General features: G+C 55.3%; 14 protein-coding genes. 2 read left to right on the plus strand and 12 right to left on the minus strand.

The annotated features are described in order from the left end of the window. Position 1 precedes the first annotated feature (1 nt). Together Q4E40_RS02500 and Q4E40_RS02505 are read left to right on the plus strand one after the other, a co-directional pair. Complete coding sequence (locus tag Q4E40_RS02500) at positions 2-3,226, plus strand: SusC/RagA family TonB-linked outer membrane protein (RefSeq protein WP_303409825.1); 3,225 nt, start codon at positions 2-4, stop codon at positions 3,224-3,226. A gap of 11 nt (positions 3,227-3,237) precedes the next feature. Next, entirely contained in the window at positions 3,238-4,635 is a 1,398-nt protein-coding gene (locus Q4E40_RS02505; RefSeq protein WP_303409826.1) for a SusD/RagB family nutrient-binding outer membrane lipoprotein, read from the plus strand. 62 nt (positions 4,636-4,697) lie between these two features. Here the strand turns inward: Q4E40_RS02505 and Q4E40_RS02510 are convergent, their stop codons facing one another. The 12 genes from Q4E40_RS02510 to Q4E40_RS02565 all read right to left on the minus strand — a co-directional run bounded on the left by Q4E40_RS02510 (position 4,698) and on the right by Q4E40_RS02565 (position 14,538). Then, entirely contained in the window at positions 4,698-5,135 is a 438-nt protein-coding gene (locus tag Q4E40_RS02510; RefSeq protein WP_303409827.1) for a hypothetical protein, read from the minus strand. Between the two features lie 523 nt (positions 5,136-5,658). Beyond that, entirely contained in the window at positions 5,659-5,868 is a 210-nt protein-coding gene (locus Q4E40_RS02515) for a hypothetical protein (RefSeq protein ID WP_303409828.1), read from the minus strand. Then, positions 5,868-6,089, minus strand: a complete 222-nt coding sequence (locus Q4E40_RS02520; protein ID WP_303409829.1) for a hypothetical protein — start codon at positions 6,087-6,089, stop codon at positions 5,868-5,870. Before Q4E40_RS02520 ends, Q4E40_RS02515 begins: the two co-directional genes overlap by 1 nt. Positions 6,090-6,579: 490 nt before the next feature. Further along, positions 6,580-7,035: a hypothetical protein gene (locus Q4E40_RS02525; RefSeq protein WP_303409830.1), complete on the minus strand. Its 456-nt coding sequence runs from the start codon at positions 7,033-7,035 to the stop codon at positions 6,580-6,582. A 5-nt stretch (positions 7,036-7,040) separates the two neighbouring features. Next, complete coding sequence (locus tag Q4E40_RS02530; RefSeq protein ID WP_303409831.1) at positions 7,041-7,457, minus strand: N-acetylmuramoyl-L-alanine amidase; 417 nt, start codon at positions 7,455-7,457, stop codon at positions 7,041-7,043. A 10-nt stretch (positions 7,458-7,467) separates the two neighbouring features. Then, positions 7,468-7,683 carry a hypothetical protein gene (locus Q4E40_RS02535; RefSeq protein ID WP_303409832.1) on the minus strand — a complete coding sequence of 72 codons (216 nt, stop codon included), beginning with the start codon at positions 7,681-7,683 and terminating at the stop codon, positions 7,468-7,470. Then, the gene (locus Q4E40_RS02540; protein WP_303409833.1) at positions 7,680-7,886 is read right to left on the minus strand and encodes a hypothetical protein; all 207 of its coding nucleotides are present in this window, start codon (positions 7,884-7,886) and stop codon (positions 7,680-7,682) included. Before Q4E40_RS02540 ends, Q4E40_RS02535 begins: the two co-directional genes overlap by 4 nt. 46 nt (positions 7,887-7,932) lie before the next feature. Then, positions 7,933-8,088: a hypothetical protein gene (locus Q4E40_RS02545; protein WP_303409834.1), complete on the minus strand. Its 156-nt coding sequence runs from the start codon at positions 8,086-8,088 to the stop codon at positions 7,933-7,935. Between the two features lie 77 nt (positions 8,089-8,165). After that, positions 8,166-9,173 carry an SGNH/GDSL hydrolase family protein gene (locus Q4E40_RS02550; RefSeq protein ID WP_303409835.1) on the minus strand — a complete coding sequence of 336 codons (1,008 nt, stop codon included), beginning with the start codon at positions 9,171-9,173 and terminating at the stop codon, positions 8,166-8,168. Positions 9,174-9,178: 5 nt separating this feature from the next. Beyond that, a complete protein-coding gene (locus Q4E40_RS02555) occupies positions 9,179-11,698 on the minus strand; it encodes a hypothetical protein (protein ID WP_303409836.1) in 2,520 nt (839 codons plus the stop codon). Further along, positions 11,698-12,315 carry a hypothetical protein gene (locus tag Q4E40_RS02560; RefSeq protein ID WP_303409837.1) on the minus strand — a complete coding sequence of 206 codons (618 nt, stop codon included), beginning with the start codon at positions 12,313-12,315 and terminating at the stop codon, positions 11,698-11,700. Before Q4E40_RS02560 ends, Q4E40_RS02555 begins: the two co-directional genes overlap by 1 nt. Positions 12,316-12,390: 75 nt before the next feature. Next, positions 12,391-14,538: a phage tail protein gene (locus tag Q4E40_RS02565; protein ID WP_303409838.1), complete on the minus strand. Its 2,148-nt coding sequence runs from the start codon at positions 14,536-14,538 to the stop codon at positions 12,391-12,393. Positions 14,539-14,540: the final 2 nt, after the last annotated feature.

Below are 14,540 nucleotides of genomic sequence, written 5' to 3' on the forward strand. Positions count from 1 at the left end.
TATGGGAAAAAAACTACTTTCCATCATTTTGCCGCTTATGGTGCTCTGGTCCGCCAGCGCCTTTGCCCAGGACAGGGCGGTGAGCGGTAGAGTGACAGAAGCCTCGACGGGCAACAGCCTGCCCGGGGTAAGTGTCGCCGTTAAAGGCACCACAATTGGCATCGCTACCGATGCACAGGGCAATTACCAACTTCGCGTGCCCGAGGCCAACGCCACGCTGGTCTTCCGCTTTCTGGGCTATACCACCCAGGAGGTAGCAGTTGGTAACCAAAGTACCATTAATGTGAGCTTACAGACCGACGCCCGCCAGCTCGATGAAGTGGTGGTGACGGCACTGGGAATCGAGCGTAGCGAGCGCTCCCTGGGCTATGCCACACAGCAGGTGCAGGGCGATAACCTGACTTTCACCAAAGAGCAGAACGTGCTCGGCTCGCTTGCCGGTAAAGTAGCCGGTGTGCAGATAACAGGATCTTCAGGCGCCAGCATGGGCGGTACTCAGAAAATCAAGATAAGAGGCGTAAATTCCCTGAGTGGCAGCGACCAGCCCCTGATCGTGGTGGACGGCACACCTATCTCCAACTCCAACTTCTCTGGCGTAGACCAGGCGGACTATGGTAACCTGGCCCAGGACATCAACCCGGAAGATGTCGAGTCGATCAACGTGCTGAAAGGACCGGCGGCCTCTGCTCTTTATGGTATTCGCGGCCAGTACGGCGTGATCATGATCACGACCAAGAAAGGCCAGAAAGGACCGAAAAAGGTAGGCGTACAGATTAACTCCGCTTTCTCTGTTGAAAAGGCCGTGAACTTCATGCCATTGCAGAACATGTACGGTGGCGGTTCCAGCCAGACCTGGCGCACCCTGCCCAACGGCGACAAATACGTGGACGTGTCCGTGGACGAAAGCTGGGGCCCGAAAATGGACGGCACACCCGTTCGCCAGATTTTCAGTTTCTACCCACAGGACCCGGAGTACGGCCAGCTAACGCCTTTCGTACCGCATCCAAACAATATCCAGGACTACTACGAGACAGGTTATAACCTGAACAATGGCGTTACTATCACAGGTGGCAACGAGAACAGCACCTTCCGCCTGAGCGCCAACGATACCCGCGTGGAGGGTGTGGAGCCGAACACTTTCCTCAACCGTAACAACGTGGGCCTGAGCGGCAGCCTGGACCTGTCCAAAAAGCTGACGGCATCCACCAACATCACCTATGCCCGCAACGATGCGCAGCGTCCTTCACAGGGCTCGGAATACGGAGCCCGCTACATGGTGCAGTGGTTCCAGCGCAACGTGGACATGAAGCGTATGAAGAATTACAAATACGACGATGGCACTTTCCTGAACTGGAACCTGCGCAGACCGAGCACTACGACGGGTGAGATCACCAATTTCAACTCACTGTACTGGAACAACCCTTACTTCGAGGCTTACGAGAACATCAGCAACGACAACCGCGAGCGTATCTTTGGCGATGTGAGCCTGACCTACCAGATCCTGCCTTCGCTGAAAGTGAGTGGCCATGTGCGTAATGACAGCTATACCCAGAACATCGAAACACGCCAGGCTTTCGGAGGCAGAAGAGTGCCGGCTTTCACGACCGGTAAGTACCAGGGCCGCGACACCAACTACGAGTTTCTGGCGCAGTACACAAAGCAGTTCGGAGACTTCTCGCTTAATGTGAATGCCGGCAGCAACCTTTACGACACCCGCTACACGGCCCTTTACATGGCCTCAGAAGGCGGTCTTGCCAACCCGGGCTTTTACAATATCAAAGGTTCCATTGACCGTCCTACTACCAGCCAGACACTACGCCGCAAGCAGGTCCGCAGCTTTTACGGCATGGCCTCTGTGGGGTATAAAGACACCTACTTTATCGACGCCTCCCTGCGTAACGACATCTCCTCTACCCTACCGCCGGACAACAACTCCTACTGGTATCCATCGGTATCGGGTAGCATGGTGTTCAGCGAGCTGATCGACTGGAACCCACTTTCTTTCGGTAAGATTCGCGCAAGCTACGCACAGGCTGGTTCTGACCTGAGCGCTTACCAGACCACGCCTTACTTTGGCGCGGGTACGATATACGCCGGCCCTCCGGCGGTGAACACGCTGTTTGTGCCGGACAACCTGCAAAACCCGAATATCATGCCATCTTTTGCACACTCCTATGAAGCAGGTATAGACATGCGCTTCCTGCAGGGTCGCGTAGGTATAGATTTCACCTATTATCTGCAAAAGAACAAGAACCAAATACTACCTCTGTCAGTTTCCGGCGCCAGCGGGTATAGCACTACAATTATCAATGCTGGTCTAATTCAGAACAAAGGTATAGAATTGGCGCTGACTGCTACCCCTGTGCAGTCTGAACTCTTCACCTGGAACTCCATTTTCAACCTAGGTCGCAACAGAAGTGAAGTGGTAGACCTTAACGATGAGACAGATGTGTATCCGCACTACTCTACTACCTACTCTTCTGTTACTTCCTACCTCAACTCCTACAAAGGCGAGTCCTTCGGTAGTCTGATAGGAACAGCGTACCAGCGCGACCCTGCCACCGGCCAAAAGCTAATAGGAGCCAACGGCATGCCGCTGTACACAGATGCGACGCACAACTTTGGTAGCGTGCTGCCTGACGTGACCGGAGGCTGGCAGAACATTTTCAAGATCTGGAAATTCGACCTCTCAGCCATGATCGATTATCAAATTGGCGGCCAGTTCTTCAGCCGTTCTAAAATGCTGGCCGTGCGTACCGGGCAGGACCCCCTCACGGTGGCTACCAACGACCGCGGCGCCAACGTGCGCGATCCACTGGAAGCAGGCGGTGGTGTGAAAGTAGAAGGTATCTACGCACCAGGCACGAAGGTAAATGGTGTGGATGTGAGTGGTCAGCCAGCCTCCAACTACGTGAGCGCCCAGTCATACTACAACACTGTGGTGGGCCGTCGTGTGTACGAGGAGTGGGTGTACGACGCCTCCTACATCAAACTCCGCGAACTGCGCCTGGGCTATACCCTGGATAAGTCTATGCTGGGCCGTCTGCCGTTCCAGAGCGTGGGCGTGGCGCTGATCTCCCGTAACGTGGCGCAACTGTGGCAGAAAGCTCCGGAGGGCATCGACCCATCTGAGATCTCGACCGGTTCTCAGTCCATCAGCTGGTACGAGTCTGGTACGGCCAACTCGGTGCGCTCTTACGGCATTAACCTAAACATTACTTTATAAGGAAGATGAGAATGAAGAAAATATATGCAGTGCTTTTGTCTTGCTTTATGCTGGCAAGCTGCGACAAGTTTGAGGAGGACATAAACATTAACCCTAACGAGCCGAGCGAAGCCACCGCTACGCAGCTGATCGCCAATTCGGCGCTTTCGCTGTCGAGCCTGAGCGCCACGCCTTCGGCCCAGTTTCATGCCCAGTACCTGTCCGAGACCCAGTATCCGGGTGCTTCCCTCTACCCCGATGGCGGTACCAGCTTTTACTGGATCTACCAGGGGCCGCTCATGAACTTGGAAACCGTCCTGTCGACGGCTAAGCTGAGCACGACCGAAGGCCCGATCAATAACCAGCTGGCGGTGGCCAAGATCCTGAAGGCCTACTACTTCTGGCACGTGACCGACCGCTGGGGCGATGTGCCTTACAGCGAAGCCCTGCAAGGTGTCGAAAACTTCACACCGAAGTACGATACCCAGGAGTCGATCTACACTAACCTGTTCGCTTTGCTGGAGCAGGCCAACAGCGAGATCACGGCCGGCAACATCTCCAACGACATTGTGTATAACGGGGATATCAACAAGTGGAAGCGCCTTGGTAACACCATCCGGATGCTGATGGCCCTTCGACTTTCGGAAGTGGACCCTGCCAAAGGAGCCGCTGAGTTCAACAAGGCCCTGGAGGCCGGCATCATGACTTCCAATGCCGACAACCTGATGTTCCGTCACCTGGCCGATGCCAACAACCAGAACTACTGGTATGGACAGGTATCGAACCAAAACCGCGAATGGTGGGCTTTGACTGAAACGCTTGTGAATAAACTGAAGCCGGTAAATGACCCACGACTACAGGTATACGGCACGCCGGCACGCACCTCAGGTGAGTACAGAGGCTTGCCTTTTGGCACCATGCAAGGTCTGCCAAACGTAACCAACTACTCGCTGATGGGCCCTGCTATCTGGAAACAGGATGCGCACATACAGCTTGTAACTTACGCACAGGCCCTGTTTGCCAAAGCAGAAGCCGCCAAGCGTGGCTGGATTGCCGGTGGCGACGCAGAAGCTCAGATCAATTACAACAAAGCCATCGAGCAGTCGCTGCTGCAGTGGACGGGCAGCACAGCTGGCGCTTCGGCCCTGCTGAGCCAGGAAGGCGTTGCCTACAACCCGGCCAACGCTATTGAGCAGATCGCGACACAGCGTTGGATACACCTGTTCATGCACGGCTACGAAGCCTGGGCTGAATGGCGCCGCACCGGCTACCCTACCAACCTGGTGGAGCCTGACGGCAAAGCGGTGCCTCTCCGCAACAGCTACCCGGCTACTGAATCCTTTAACAACGCCGCCAGCTACAACGAGGCAGTACAACGCCAGTTCAGCGGACAGGACAACCTGTATGGTCGTGTTTGGTGGGATAAGTAAGAAGTTTGTTTAGTTGAGTGTTTAATAAACGCCGCTCTCTGAAAGGAGGCGGCGTTTGTTGTTTAGCATCCTTTCAGCCATTCCAGCCCTTCCCGCTCTATCAGGAAGTACTGGGTATCGAAGTAAGGTGTTTGCTCTTTTACTCTGCTATCGAGTTTCTCATTGGTGTGCTGTTGGAAGAAGTCGGTGGAAGAGATGATCGCCAGTTGCTTTAGGTTACTTTGGGAGATCATTTGGATAGAGATAGTCGCCAGCCAACCCTGGTTATCCATGGTTAGCACGCCCATGCGCTGGTTGTTTACCAGGAGCTTCTCTAGCCCCAGTTCTAACAGCACACGGCCTGTCTCCTCTATCCCAGAACGGTATTCGTGGCTTTGCACCGGCCGCAGCCATCGCACAAGTAGCAAATCATCCACAGCATTGTGTATGATTTCAACAAAATCAGTTGAGAGGAGATGTACCTGCTGCTTGTTATCAGGTGGGGTAATTGCGACTGTCATTAGAATTGCACCTGGCTGCAGGTGTCTTGGGTAAATAAAATAATGTATTAAGTCTTCAAGAGAAATTAAAAGGCGTAAACAATAGGTTATAAACTGCTGGTTTTTAAACCTTAACACTTACTTCTCCCAAAAAGCAAAGGTACTTCCGGATTCTTTTATTTTGCACTATATGTTGTACTATTTTTTAAGTGTCTCAGGCAAAACAGGAACAAAACGTTTGGAGATGGGGAATAAACAAAATAAAGTCCCTAAACAAAAAAGCACTTACCTCTCTCCGAGATAAGTGCTTGATTTTCTGTGGGCCCACCTGAACCCATAGACTATTTTAAAAATCAGTCACTTACGAAAACCGTGTGCCCCGTAATGTGCCTGCAACCGCTGAATTTTGTTCTTTTGCCCTATCTTTACGGGATGGAAAGCAACTGGCACAAATCCTAAGGAGGGCGCTCCCTAAAGGGCCACGCTTTCGGCAATATCTTTTCTCCTACCCCCTTTCGTTGGGCGCTTTCACACGCTTTCGCCTTTACTCCTCGCTCGTTCCTCGCTGTGGGGTATCGGCTCTATCGTTAGCGCGTTCCTTTACCAGCTTCAACCCGTTTAGCTCGGGATACTCCCGCCAGTCTATTTTATTCAGTTTTACCAGCTTGCTGATGCAGTTGGTTGTGACCTGCTTTTCTTTGGCGTAGTCCTTAATGGTTTTCCAGCCGTTAAGCTTGATGATAGGTTCCTGCATTAGTAGTTTGTGAGTTCCGGCCTCATTGCCAAATATATCTTCATTTCATGGAGACACTCTAAAAGAGTTGGCGCAAAGAAATCCTGTTTCAGATTTAAATCCAAATCCACATAGGCGACTGAATACTTAGCATTCGGGCCATCATACTTACGTATTAGCAGCCTGTAATCGCCTTTGATGCGCCAAGGCAGTTCTTCTATCAATTTTTCGATTGTCGGCATACCCATCTTTTCTCTTTTTATAAATAAAGTAAAAGCCCCGAAGGGCCTGTTGTTATCTGTAATAAGCGGCTGTCATTTGCGTGTCGGCTTCTTCCTGGCGGGCTGCAACAACACACTCACAATAAGCGCAGAAGTCTTCAAAGCTCAGAGCGTTGTTATCTATTTAATAGGTAAATTGTAGATAGGCACACCTGGATGTGTGCACAGTCCTTATAGTTAGAGATTTGCTACCTTGACGGGCAATAGTTACAAAGCCTTCTGAAGGATTTCGGACGGGTTCCTGCTCTACCAGTATACCCTGCAATTTCTTCTGCCACTATCTACAACACTAAAATAGCAATTAACTATATAATATACAAGTAGTTAAGTGGATAAATTTACTATCGGAACGCAACAGGGATAGAGGCATTGTTTGAGTTCCTTTTAATACTATCGGTAAAGCCGATGGTATTAAAAGAACGAGTGCCGAAAGCCCGGCTGTTGCCCTAATTTACCTTCTAAACCGAGCAATGAAGGGATAGAACACATACAAGAGCACCAACACGATCACCGCCACACAGACGTACTTGATCCAGTCGAACTTACTGGAATCCGCTTTAGTTTGCGAGTTGCCATCTCCTATGATGTCGGCCTTTACTTTGGGCTTGTCCTTGCTTTTGTCCTTTGTCAAGGATTCATCATTTGTGACCGTAGCGCCATCGTAAGCCACAATCGCATCCTTTATCCTTGACCTGTCCTTGACAACGGTCTTTACTTTTTTGGGGGCCACAGGGGGCACGTAGATTCCCCCCTCTACTGAGGTTCGGACAAAGACCCACCCGTTAGCACTTGCAGGGTCTGGCAGGGAGTCGGGGGCGTTCACTTCGAGGGGTTTGTTCACTATTTGTGAACTACGGCAGGAGGTGAACAGCGCAAAGGCTAGTAGAATGTAGATGGCGTATTTCATGTCTGTTAGTTTTGAAGTGATTCCCACCATTTGCCCGCATCAAAGCTCGGGCATTCTTTTTTTACTGACGGAAAGTCGCGGTGCCCCAAGACTTTGGCGTTGGGGTACTTTTGTTTCCATGCTTTGATGACCTGCCACAAGGCGACCTTCTGCTGAGGCGTTCGGTTGTCGAGTCCCTTTCCTTTCGCGTCTATCCCTCCGATGTAGGACACATGCAAAGAATTGCTGTTGTGGCCTGCTACGCCGTTGCACACGGCACTATCTTCTGCCAGCCTTACAATGTTCCCGTTCGCCTCTATGATGACGTGGTAGCCACTAGAACGCCACTTGAGCGTGTCCCGCCAATAGCGTTGTATACTCTCTACTTTGGCTGTCTGCACCGTGGCAGTACAATGGATTACGAGGTTGTCTATCTTGCGCATACGTCCTGTGTTATTGGTTAGGTTCTTCACACTTCTTCTTCACCTCGCCATCCTTGGCAAAGGCTCCCACTATCGTAATGGCTACCGTGTTCACTATTCCGGTGAAGGCCATCAGTTCGGTGGCGTCTATCTGCCCCAAAAAGTAGCGCACCACCCCGCCCAGACAAAGCAAGGCGGTGATGATGCCGGTGATGGTGGTCTTGTGTCGTTTGATGAGCTTTATCATTTCTTTCTGAGTCTGATTCGTTTCTGTATAGCCTCCACTATCCATTTCCCACTAGCCACGCCCACGCCCGTCAGCACCCCGTAGATGATCTTCTCTGCCAGATCATAGGGGGACAGAGTCAGGTAGAGCCAACTTGATAAATAGAGGGCCGTTTCAACGAGGGCGGGTTTGGCCTCGATCAGTTTTAGGATTCGTTGGGGCATTAGGAAGGGTAACTTACTTTGATGGATAGTTTCATATCAGGATAGGTTAGGTTTGAAGGGTTCCGATGTATTGCAGCTTGTCGCACAGCTTCAGCCTGCACGGTAGCCAGATGTGCGCGTCCGGCTCGTCCAGTGAAGTCATCACCTCCTCGATGCAGTCATAGCCGTCTTTTTTTTTGGGGATGCCCCCCGTCCGGTTCAAAGATGGCAATAGCCGCTCCGACTAATAGGAAGAATACTAGCACGGCGGCGATGATTCTGGTTTGGTTGTTCATGGTTTTAGGTTTGCGTGGTTAAAACATCCTTGACCCTGCTTGCAAAGGTTTCGTTCCCTTGCTCGTTGGGGTGTACTTTCAAGGCATCGGGGTAGTACTGGTCAATAGGTATCCAGTTGGAAGCCTCCACGAGCTGGCACCAGCTTCTGGCCGCTGCGATGTCGCGCATCTGCTGCCGCAATGGCTCTACTTGCGTTTCGAATCCCTCACGCCAGATCATCGTCTGCACCTTCACCTCAATGGCCGGGTCTAGGGCATGTACGCTTTCGAGCCAGTTGGCCAAGTTTGCCCCCCAGGTCGCCGGGTCTGCGTTGTAGTCGTTGGTTCCGAGCGCCCACCACAGCACTTTCCTGTTGGCTCCTGAAAGGTAATTGACCAGGCGCTGCGCGTCGTTGGGGTTCTGCACGATAGCTGCCCCTGCGCCCGCCGCCCCCATCGAGGCGAACTCCCAACCGGGCAACTGCTCCCTTAAAAGCACCTGCCAGGCATAGCGTCCGTTATTGGCCGTTCCCGCTCCGACACCGATACTGTCCGAACAGGTCACCATGCGGCTTGCCTTTCTGGCGGGTACGGAGGCGGTGGCAAACGTGCCGCCTGAGTAGGTTGCTCCGGTGATGTCGGCGCCCCGCACCGCGCCGGACACGGGCCAGGTGCCCCCCTGCCGGAGCAAGACCGTCTTGGTGCCTGCGGGCAGGGCACAGGAGGCAGTCGAAAAGGTCGCCCCCCCGGTAGGTGTCAGCACCGCGTGATGCCCCCCGTTCACGTACACGTTGAGCAGCAGGGGCGGTGAGGTGCTGCCTTGCGTGTGCCAGGTAACCGCCAGGGTCGTATGGTTGGTCTGGTGTGACACCTCGGCCAGTGCCGAGCGCCCCCGGTAGCCGGTGCGGGCATAGTCGTAGACCGTGTGCGCGAAACCGGAGGAGGTGGTGCTATAGTCAAAGGCGGTGGTTTCCGCAGGTGTGGCCGGGGCAGATGCCCCCCTGCGGGCCATCTGTGCGATGATGTGCTGCACCCCCATTAGACAGCCCCGATAACCTGTGGATAACTCAGCTTGCGCCCGCCGCTGTTGGCATTCACGTCAATGCAGAAGTAGAGGGCCGCGTCCGATGTGTTGGTGTACGTGAGGATGTTGGTCCACGCCAACCCGTCCGCGCTGCGCTGGAGCCTCACCGTTGTCCCGGCACGGTACACGCGCAGCCATCCACCCACCGGGCTGGTGCTGGTCAGCTTGGAGGACAGTACCCCGGCCTGCATGGCGTAGGAATCTGAGGTGCCAGGGGATAGGAACGCGCCCCATTTCATAATATTCCAGGCCGGGAAGTTGCTGTTGTCGTGCAGGCCGAAGACCACCTCCCCGTCTTCGCCCTGCTTCCTGCAAACGGCAATGCCGCCGTCCACACCCGCCGGGAGGTAGAGGCTACTCACGCCTTTCGCCCCGTAGCCTGAGCCGGTGGTGGCGACGGTGGTGAACACGTCCGGCTCGATCTCCCGGATGGCCCCGGCTGGCGACTGGTTCGGGAAGTCAAGCAGGCTGTACCCCTCCAGCTGGTAGGCCGGTGGCTCATTGCCTCCTATCTCCGCGCTGCCGAAGTTGGAAATGCTCCAGTTCAGCACGCCGTTGATATTGACAAAGCCCAGGATGTCCAGGTCGTTTGCGCCGGTGGAGTAGGCAAAGCCCGTCTCCTTGTTGCCCGCCAGTGTCAGCGCCGTGCCCGCCGCCGCGTGGGCCAGGTGCAGCAGGCCCATGTCGCCGTGCGCGGAGTTGGTGACAGTCAGCAACCGGGTGCCCGCGATGGAGAGGGTAGCGATGTTGCCCTGCGTATAATCCCAGGTGACGGTGGCTGCGTCAGTGAGCGCCTGCGGGGTGTTGCCCCCTGTGCCCGCCGCAGCGATGGCATCCGTCACGGCTTTCTGGGTCATGGCCCCGTCTGTGTTCTGGCCGGTGGAAGGGTACAAAGTGACAGGCGTTCCCCCTCCGCCTGCTGAGAAGGGCTCCCCGTTGAGGTAGAGCTTGCCGTCCTGCCGTTGCTCGAAGGAAAAGCCGCCCTGCGGGGTGGTCATCTGCCAGCCCACGGAGAAGATGCCGCTTTCCCACTTCTGGAACAGCTCGGAGCGGTACACCTGCCCGCCTATTTCGATCTCATAGGTGCGCAGCGGGAACAGGAGCGGGCCATAGTAGTCCTCCTTGACCAGGGCGCGGCTCCCGTCTGCTCTTTGAGTGGTCACTTCTGAGTAGGGGATGCCTGAATAGGTGCGGTGCAGGGCTGTCAACACCTCCGAGGCGTTCTCGATGCGGTGCGCGTGCCCGAAGTCGTGCTCCCCCGCCGCCAGAATGTGCTCCCTGTCAAATACGAGCGGCAGGTAGTCCCCCAGCAGGGAAAGCACCCAGGCCTTTAACCCTGCCAATGTCCATTTCCGCTTGGTGCCGTCTACCCGTTGGGTGGCCAGGATGTCCGTATCTGCCTCGGGTGCCTCCATCGTGTAGTCAGCATAGGTGCTGAAGTCGATGTTTGCTTCCCCTCCGCCGGTCCCGCCGCCGTTCTGCTCGATGTAGGTCACCCTCCCTTCGAGCATTTTCACGCGGTTGGCCAGAAAGTCAAACGCCCCTTTTACCCTTATAATCGTTGTGCCCCACCAGCTTACATCATTCACTGTGTTGTCCACGTGAGAGGCGGTCACCTGCACGTTCTTGTTGGCGTCCGGTACTAATTGGTTGACCGTTTCCACCTTCGTGTTCAGAACTGCTTGCAGGCCCTGCACGGTGCTGATAAGCTGTGTTCCGGTGTGGGTGCTTCTGTCCCGGAGTTGTGCGTCTGTGGCGTTCTTGGTGGCTCCCACAGCGATGCTGTCCAGCTTCACCTTGTCCTCTTTGGACATGTTGCCGTCCAGAACAGAAGTGGCTAAAGGGTCCACCGAGTCAAAGATATAGGTCCACGCCGCCGAAGACGTGTCATAGCGGTACACCTTTCCCTCAGACGTAACACGGGCGGTCCAGTTGTTTTGCGGATTTGGGTAAGTGGAAGCCAGGTCGGCAAAGTTCACGACAGCGCCCTTCCAGATAAGCCCCGCCGCAAAGCCGATGATCTTGTTGTCGGTTTCGCTCTTGGTGTACTTGTCATCCCACCTGGCGGCCTGCACGTCCGTATGGAAGCGGTGCGTCGGGCTCTGCTCAATCATCGTAGCCGGGTGCGTGTCCGGGTGCACGTAGCTAGAGAGCGTGTCGAGCTTGGCCTTGTCTTCAGAAGAGAAGTTCTGCTCACTCAGTCCCATGCCCTCCACCTTGTCCACCTTGGAGGTGAACAGTTCGTTGATGGCGTTTACGAGCAGGGATTTATCCTGTGTTAGCAGGTTGGCTAAATCCCCTATAATGGCGGACCCTCCCTCTGCAAAGTAGGGCGTGTTGTTCCACGACAGCCCCCGGCCTATCTTGAGCTTGTAGGTGTCGGTCTCATAACCGAACTCCCCTACCTTCAGTATTTTGTTGTTGGCTGCAGCCTCGGACGCAGTGCCCTGCCGAACTAAAACGGGTATGTACATTAGAGTGGTTCTCCTTGGATTAAGCCCACAAGCGGGGTGTACTGTTCATCTCCCTGGGAGAGGTTGCCCCCATGGATTTGTGTGATAGACTGGACCGTATAAGTGGAGCCGGGGGGCTTGGTGATGATCAGCGTGCCGTTCTGGTCACGGATATAGACCGGGTCTCCATTGGTTGCCTCGTTGGGAATCAGTTCATCCGAGGCCACCAGCACCAGTTCAAAGGTGCACACCACCTCCTGTTCTGTCTTTAGGCGCTTGGTGACTAACCTGAAGTTATTGGACTCCTTGTAGTAGACCGAGTAGGTCTTGCCGTGGTCGGCGATCTGCCATTGTTGCCAGCCGGGAGCCGCTAAAGCAGCAAAGAAAGCATTCCGGTTGGCCCAGTAGGCCTGCTCGTCAGGAGCGATGAATACACATTTTAAGCGCACCTCCTTGGCCTCGAACCGGGGGAGCCCCAGGTCGATCTCCACCCCGTTCTCCTCGGCCCACGAATGGGAAAGCGAGTCTTTGCGCTTGGGGAAGGAAAGGAACGCGGCCTGCCCCTCCATCACGGCAAACCCGTAGGCGAGGAACGTGTCCACGCCGTTTAAAAACCATCTTGAGGAAGCTCCTGCCATAGTGTTAAATTTACCCATAACCCGGCCCCTGTGCTAAAAAAGGAGCCGGTTTAGCTTGCCCCCTCGCAACGGGGTTTACTGATCCTGCGGGTCTCCCGGTCCTCCTGTCTCGCAGGCGGTTGCGGCGTTCTCGCGGTACGTATTGGTCACCTGCACCGGCAGCGAATCCTGCCCCGCGTCCGCCCCGGAAAGGTGGATGGTCACGCTGTAGGGGTCCCCGCCGAAGAACTCGCGGTTGCCCGCAAGACCGATGCTCTTGACCGTATCCCCCGCCGCAAAGGTGACGGTGGCCGTGCGGCCCGAGGCCTGGTTGGAGAGCGTGTAGGTGCCCGATTTGTTGGACTCGATCACCGCCGCAATGCTGTATTCATAGGTCGGGATACCCGAGCAATCCAAGAAGAAGCCACTTACCTGCACGCTCTTTAGCCGCACGTAATGCTCCGGGGTGTCAGTGGGCGGCTCGGAAACCGGGGCGGTGTATTTGTCCTCTGCCTGGAAATAAAGCCCGTTCAAATGGACGCTGATGGGCTTGGGCGAAGGGGAAAAGAAAGAGGCCACGCCCGAGGCCCACACCATCATGGAAGCGTACCCGCCCAGCACCACGGGGTTGAACCACACGTTACGGCCGGGGCGGTGTCCGATGGGCAGGGTGAACATGTGTCCCGGGTTGGTGTTGTTGCAGTAGATCACGCCCCGCAGATGCACCAGCCCGTGGGAGTCCTTCATGTACTCAGCTCTTTGGGTTTCCTCGGTCGCTCCTGCCGTTTCACTGCCGGGGCCTAACAAGAGCGGATACCACCTGGGCACGAACGGGGGGGCAGTCTGCACAGGGCGCTCCTGCTGGGAGATGTACTTGTTGAGCTTGTCGGCTTGGGCGTACTGCCGCAGGATTTGCGGGATGGTGAAGGCCTCCGAGAGCTCCAATGTGTAGCGGTAACCGTTCGCTACATCCCGTGTCAGGGCGATCACGCGCATGGGCAAATCCACGCCCATGGCTTCGTCCTTCACCTGCACGAAGGAACCCAGGGAAATGTAGACCCCCTCCCGCTGGAAGTGCAGCGGGTCACACTCCACGCTGTACAAAACACGCGGCACGCTGTTCTGGTCCAGGTACTCCTGCGCCCTTGTTTGCAGCTCGTTTTCCGCCGCCGTGACGTAGGTTTCGGGCATGAAAATATCCACCAGCACATACTCATCCCCCGGGTAGGGCTTGAGGTACTCGTTGGGGATCTCCAGCGATTTCTCCTCCTCGTTCTTCTTGAAGGAGAAGGCCTTGGCGGCGTTGTTGTAGCCTATGATCTCAAAGGTGTAGCCCGCCAACTGTCCCGAGTTGAACGTCACCTTGGCGCTCTCCCCCGGCAACAGATAGTCGTTCAGGTTGAAGTCCATGGCGCTGTCGTAGAAGGTGAACATGTCGCCCACGGCCGTCACCGTGCTTTCCCTTCTTGGGAAGATGTCCTCCCATATTTCGGCGTGCTCGATCACCCCGTACTCCGACACGTTCTTTTCCAGGTAAGGTCCGGTAGCCAGGGGTAACAGCAGGCGGGTGGAGAAGTTGCGGTAATCGTCTTTGAGGTTGTTGGTCGAGCCGTAGGCGTACAGTCGGGTCAGGACGTTGGCCCCGTCCTTGTTCTTGCGGTCCAATCGATAGAGCCCCTTCCCCTTGCCGTACTCAAACGTTAAACCGGAGATGGGCCCGCGCTTGCTCAGGTGGATGGTCTTGTCCACCACCCAGAACTCGGTGTTGAACTCCATGGCGATCTTGGAAAGGACCTGCAGGCAGTTCTCCTTCGAGAAGGTCAGGTTCTTGAAGATCGTGGAGTCCACCATGCCCTTGGTCCAGCCCGACTGCACCCGGTTGGCGTTCTTGAGCAAGAGATCGAGGAAGGCGTCCGCGTTGCCCATCAGCGCAAAGTCCGTTTCCTTCAGCGAGTTGTCATCCCCCATCATCAGGTAGGCGATCTTGCCCAGGTCATAGGCCACGGTCTCGAACACGCACGTATAGCGGTACTCCCTGGAGTTGAGCTTCTCGATTTGGGGCAGGCGGTTGAGGTAGTGGGTTTCTCCGAAAACGGTCACCGTGTCGCCTAACCTGAGTTCGGTGTAGCCCACGGCGTCAAAGGTGAACTGGACGATGTTCTCCCCCATTAACCGTTTCGTGAGGGTGCCCTCGGGCCTGATCGTGAGAATGTCCTGGGTGCCGCGTTGTATGGTGTAGTGCATAT

It is taken from the genome of Pontibacter coccineus, assembly GCF_030546575.1.
GTDB lineage: Bacteria > Bacteroidota > Bacteroidia > Cytophagales > Hymenobacteraceae > Pontibacter > Pontibacter coccineus.

Bases quoted from the DNA above. Each gene is read 5' to 3' on its own strand.
- Q4E40_RS02515 (WP_303409828.1), bottom strand. From the start codon at position 5,868: ATGCAGGAACCTATCATCAAGCTTAACGGCTGGAAAACCATTAAGGAC.
- Q4E40_RS02565 (WP_303409838.1), bottom strand. From the start codon at position 14,538: ATGCACTACACCATACAACGCGGCACCCAGGACATTCTCACGATCAGG.
- Q4E40_RS02530 (WP_303409831.1), bottom strand. From the start codon at position 7,457: ATGCGCAAGATAGACAACCTCGTAATCCATTGTACTGCCACGGTGCAG.
- Q4E40_RS02535 (WP_303409832.1), bottom strand. From the start codon at position 7,683: ATGATAAAGCTCATCAAACGACACAAGACCACCATCACCGGCATCATC.
- Q4E40_RS02505 (WP_303409826.1), top strand. From the start codon at position 3,238: ATGAAGAAAATATATGCAGTGCTTTTGTCTTGCTTTATGCTGGCAAGC.
- Q4E40_RS02500 (WP_303409825.1), top strand. From the start codon at position 2: ATGGGAAAAAAACTACTTTCCATCATTTTGCCGCTTATGGTGCTCTGG.
- Q4E40_RS02510 (WP_303409827.1), bottom strand. From the start codon at position 5,135: ATGACAGTCGCAATTACCCCACCTGATAACAAGCAGCAGGTACATCTC.
- Q4E40_RS02555 (WP_303409836.1), bottom strand. From the start codon at position 11,698: ATGTACATACCCGTTTTAGTTCGGCAGGGCACTGCGTCCGAGGCTGCA.
- Q4E40_RS02560 (WP_303409837.1), bottom strand. From the start codon at position 12,315: ATGGCAGGAGCTTCCTCAAGATGGTTTTTAAACGGCGTGGACACGTTC.
- Q4E40_RS02520 (WP_303409829.1), bottom strand. From the start codon at position 6,089: ATGCCGACAATCGAAAAATTGATAGAAGAACTGCCTTGGCGCATCAAA.
- Q4E40_RS02540 (WP_303409833.1), bottom strand. From the start codon at position 7,886: ATGCCCCAACGAATCCTAAAACTGATCGAGGCCAAACCCGCCCTCGTT.
- Q4E40_RS02525 (WP_303409830.1), bottom strand. From the start codon at position 7,035: ATGAAATACGCCATCTACATTCTACTAGCCTTTGCGCTGTTCACCTCC.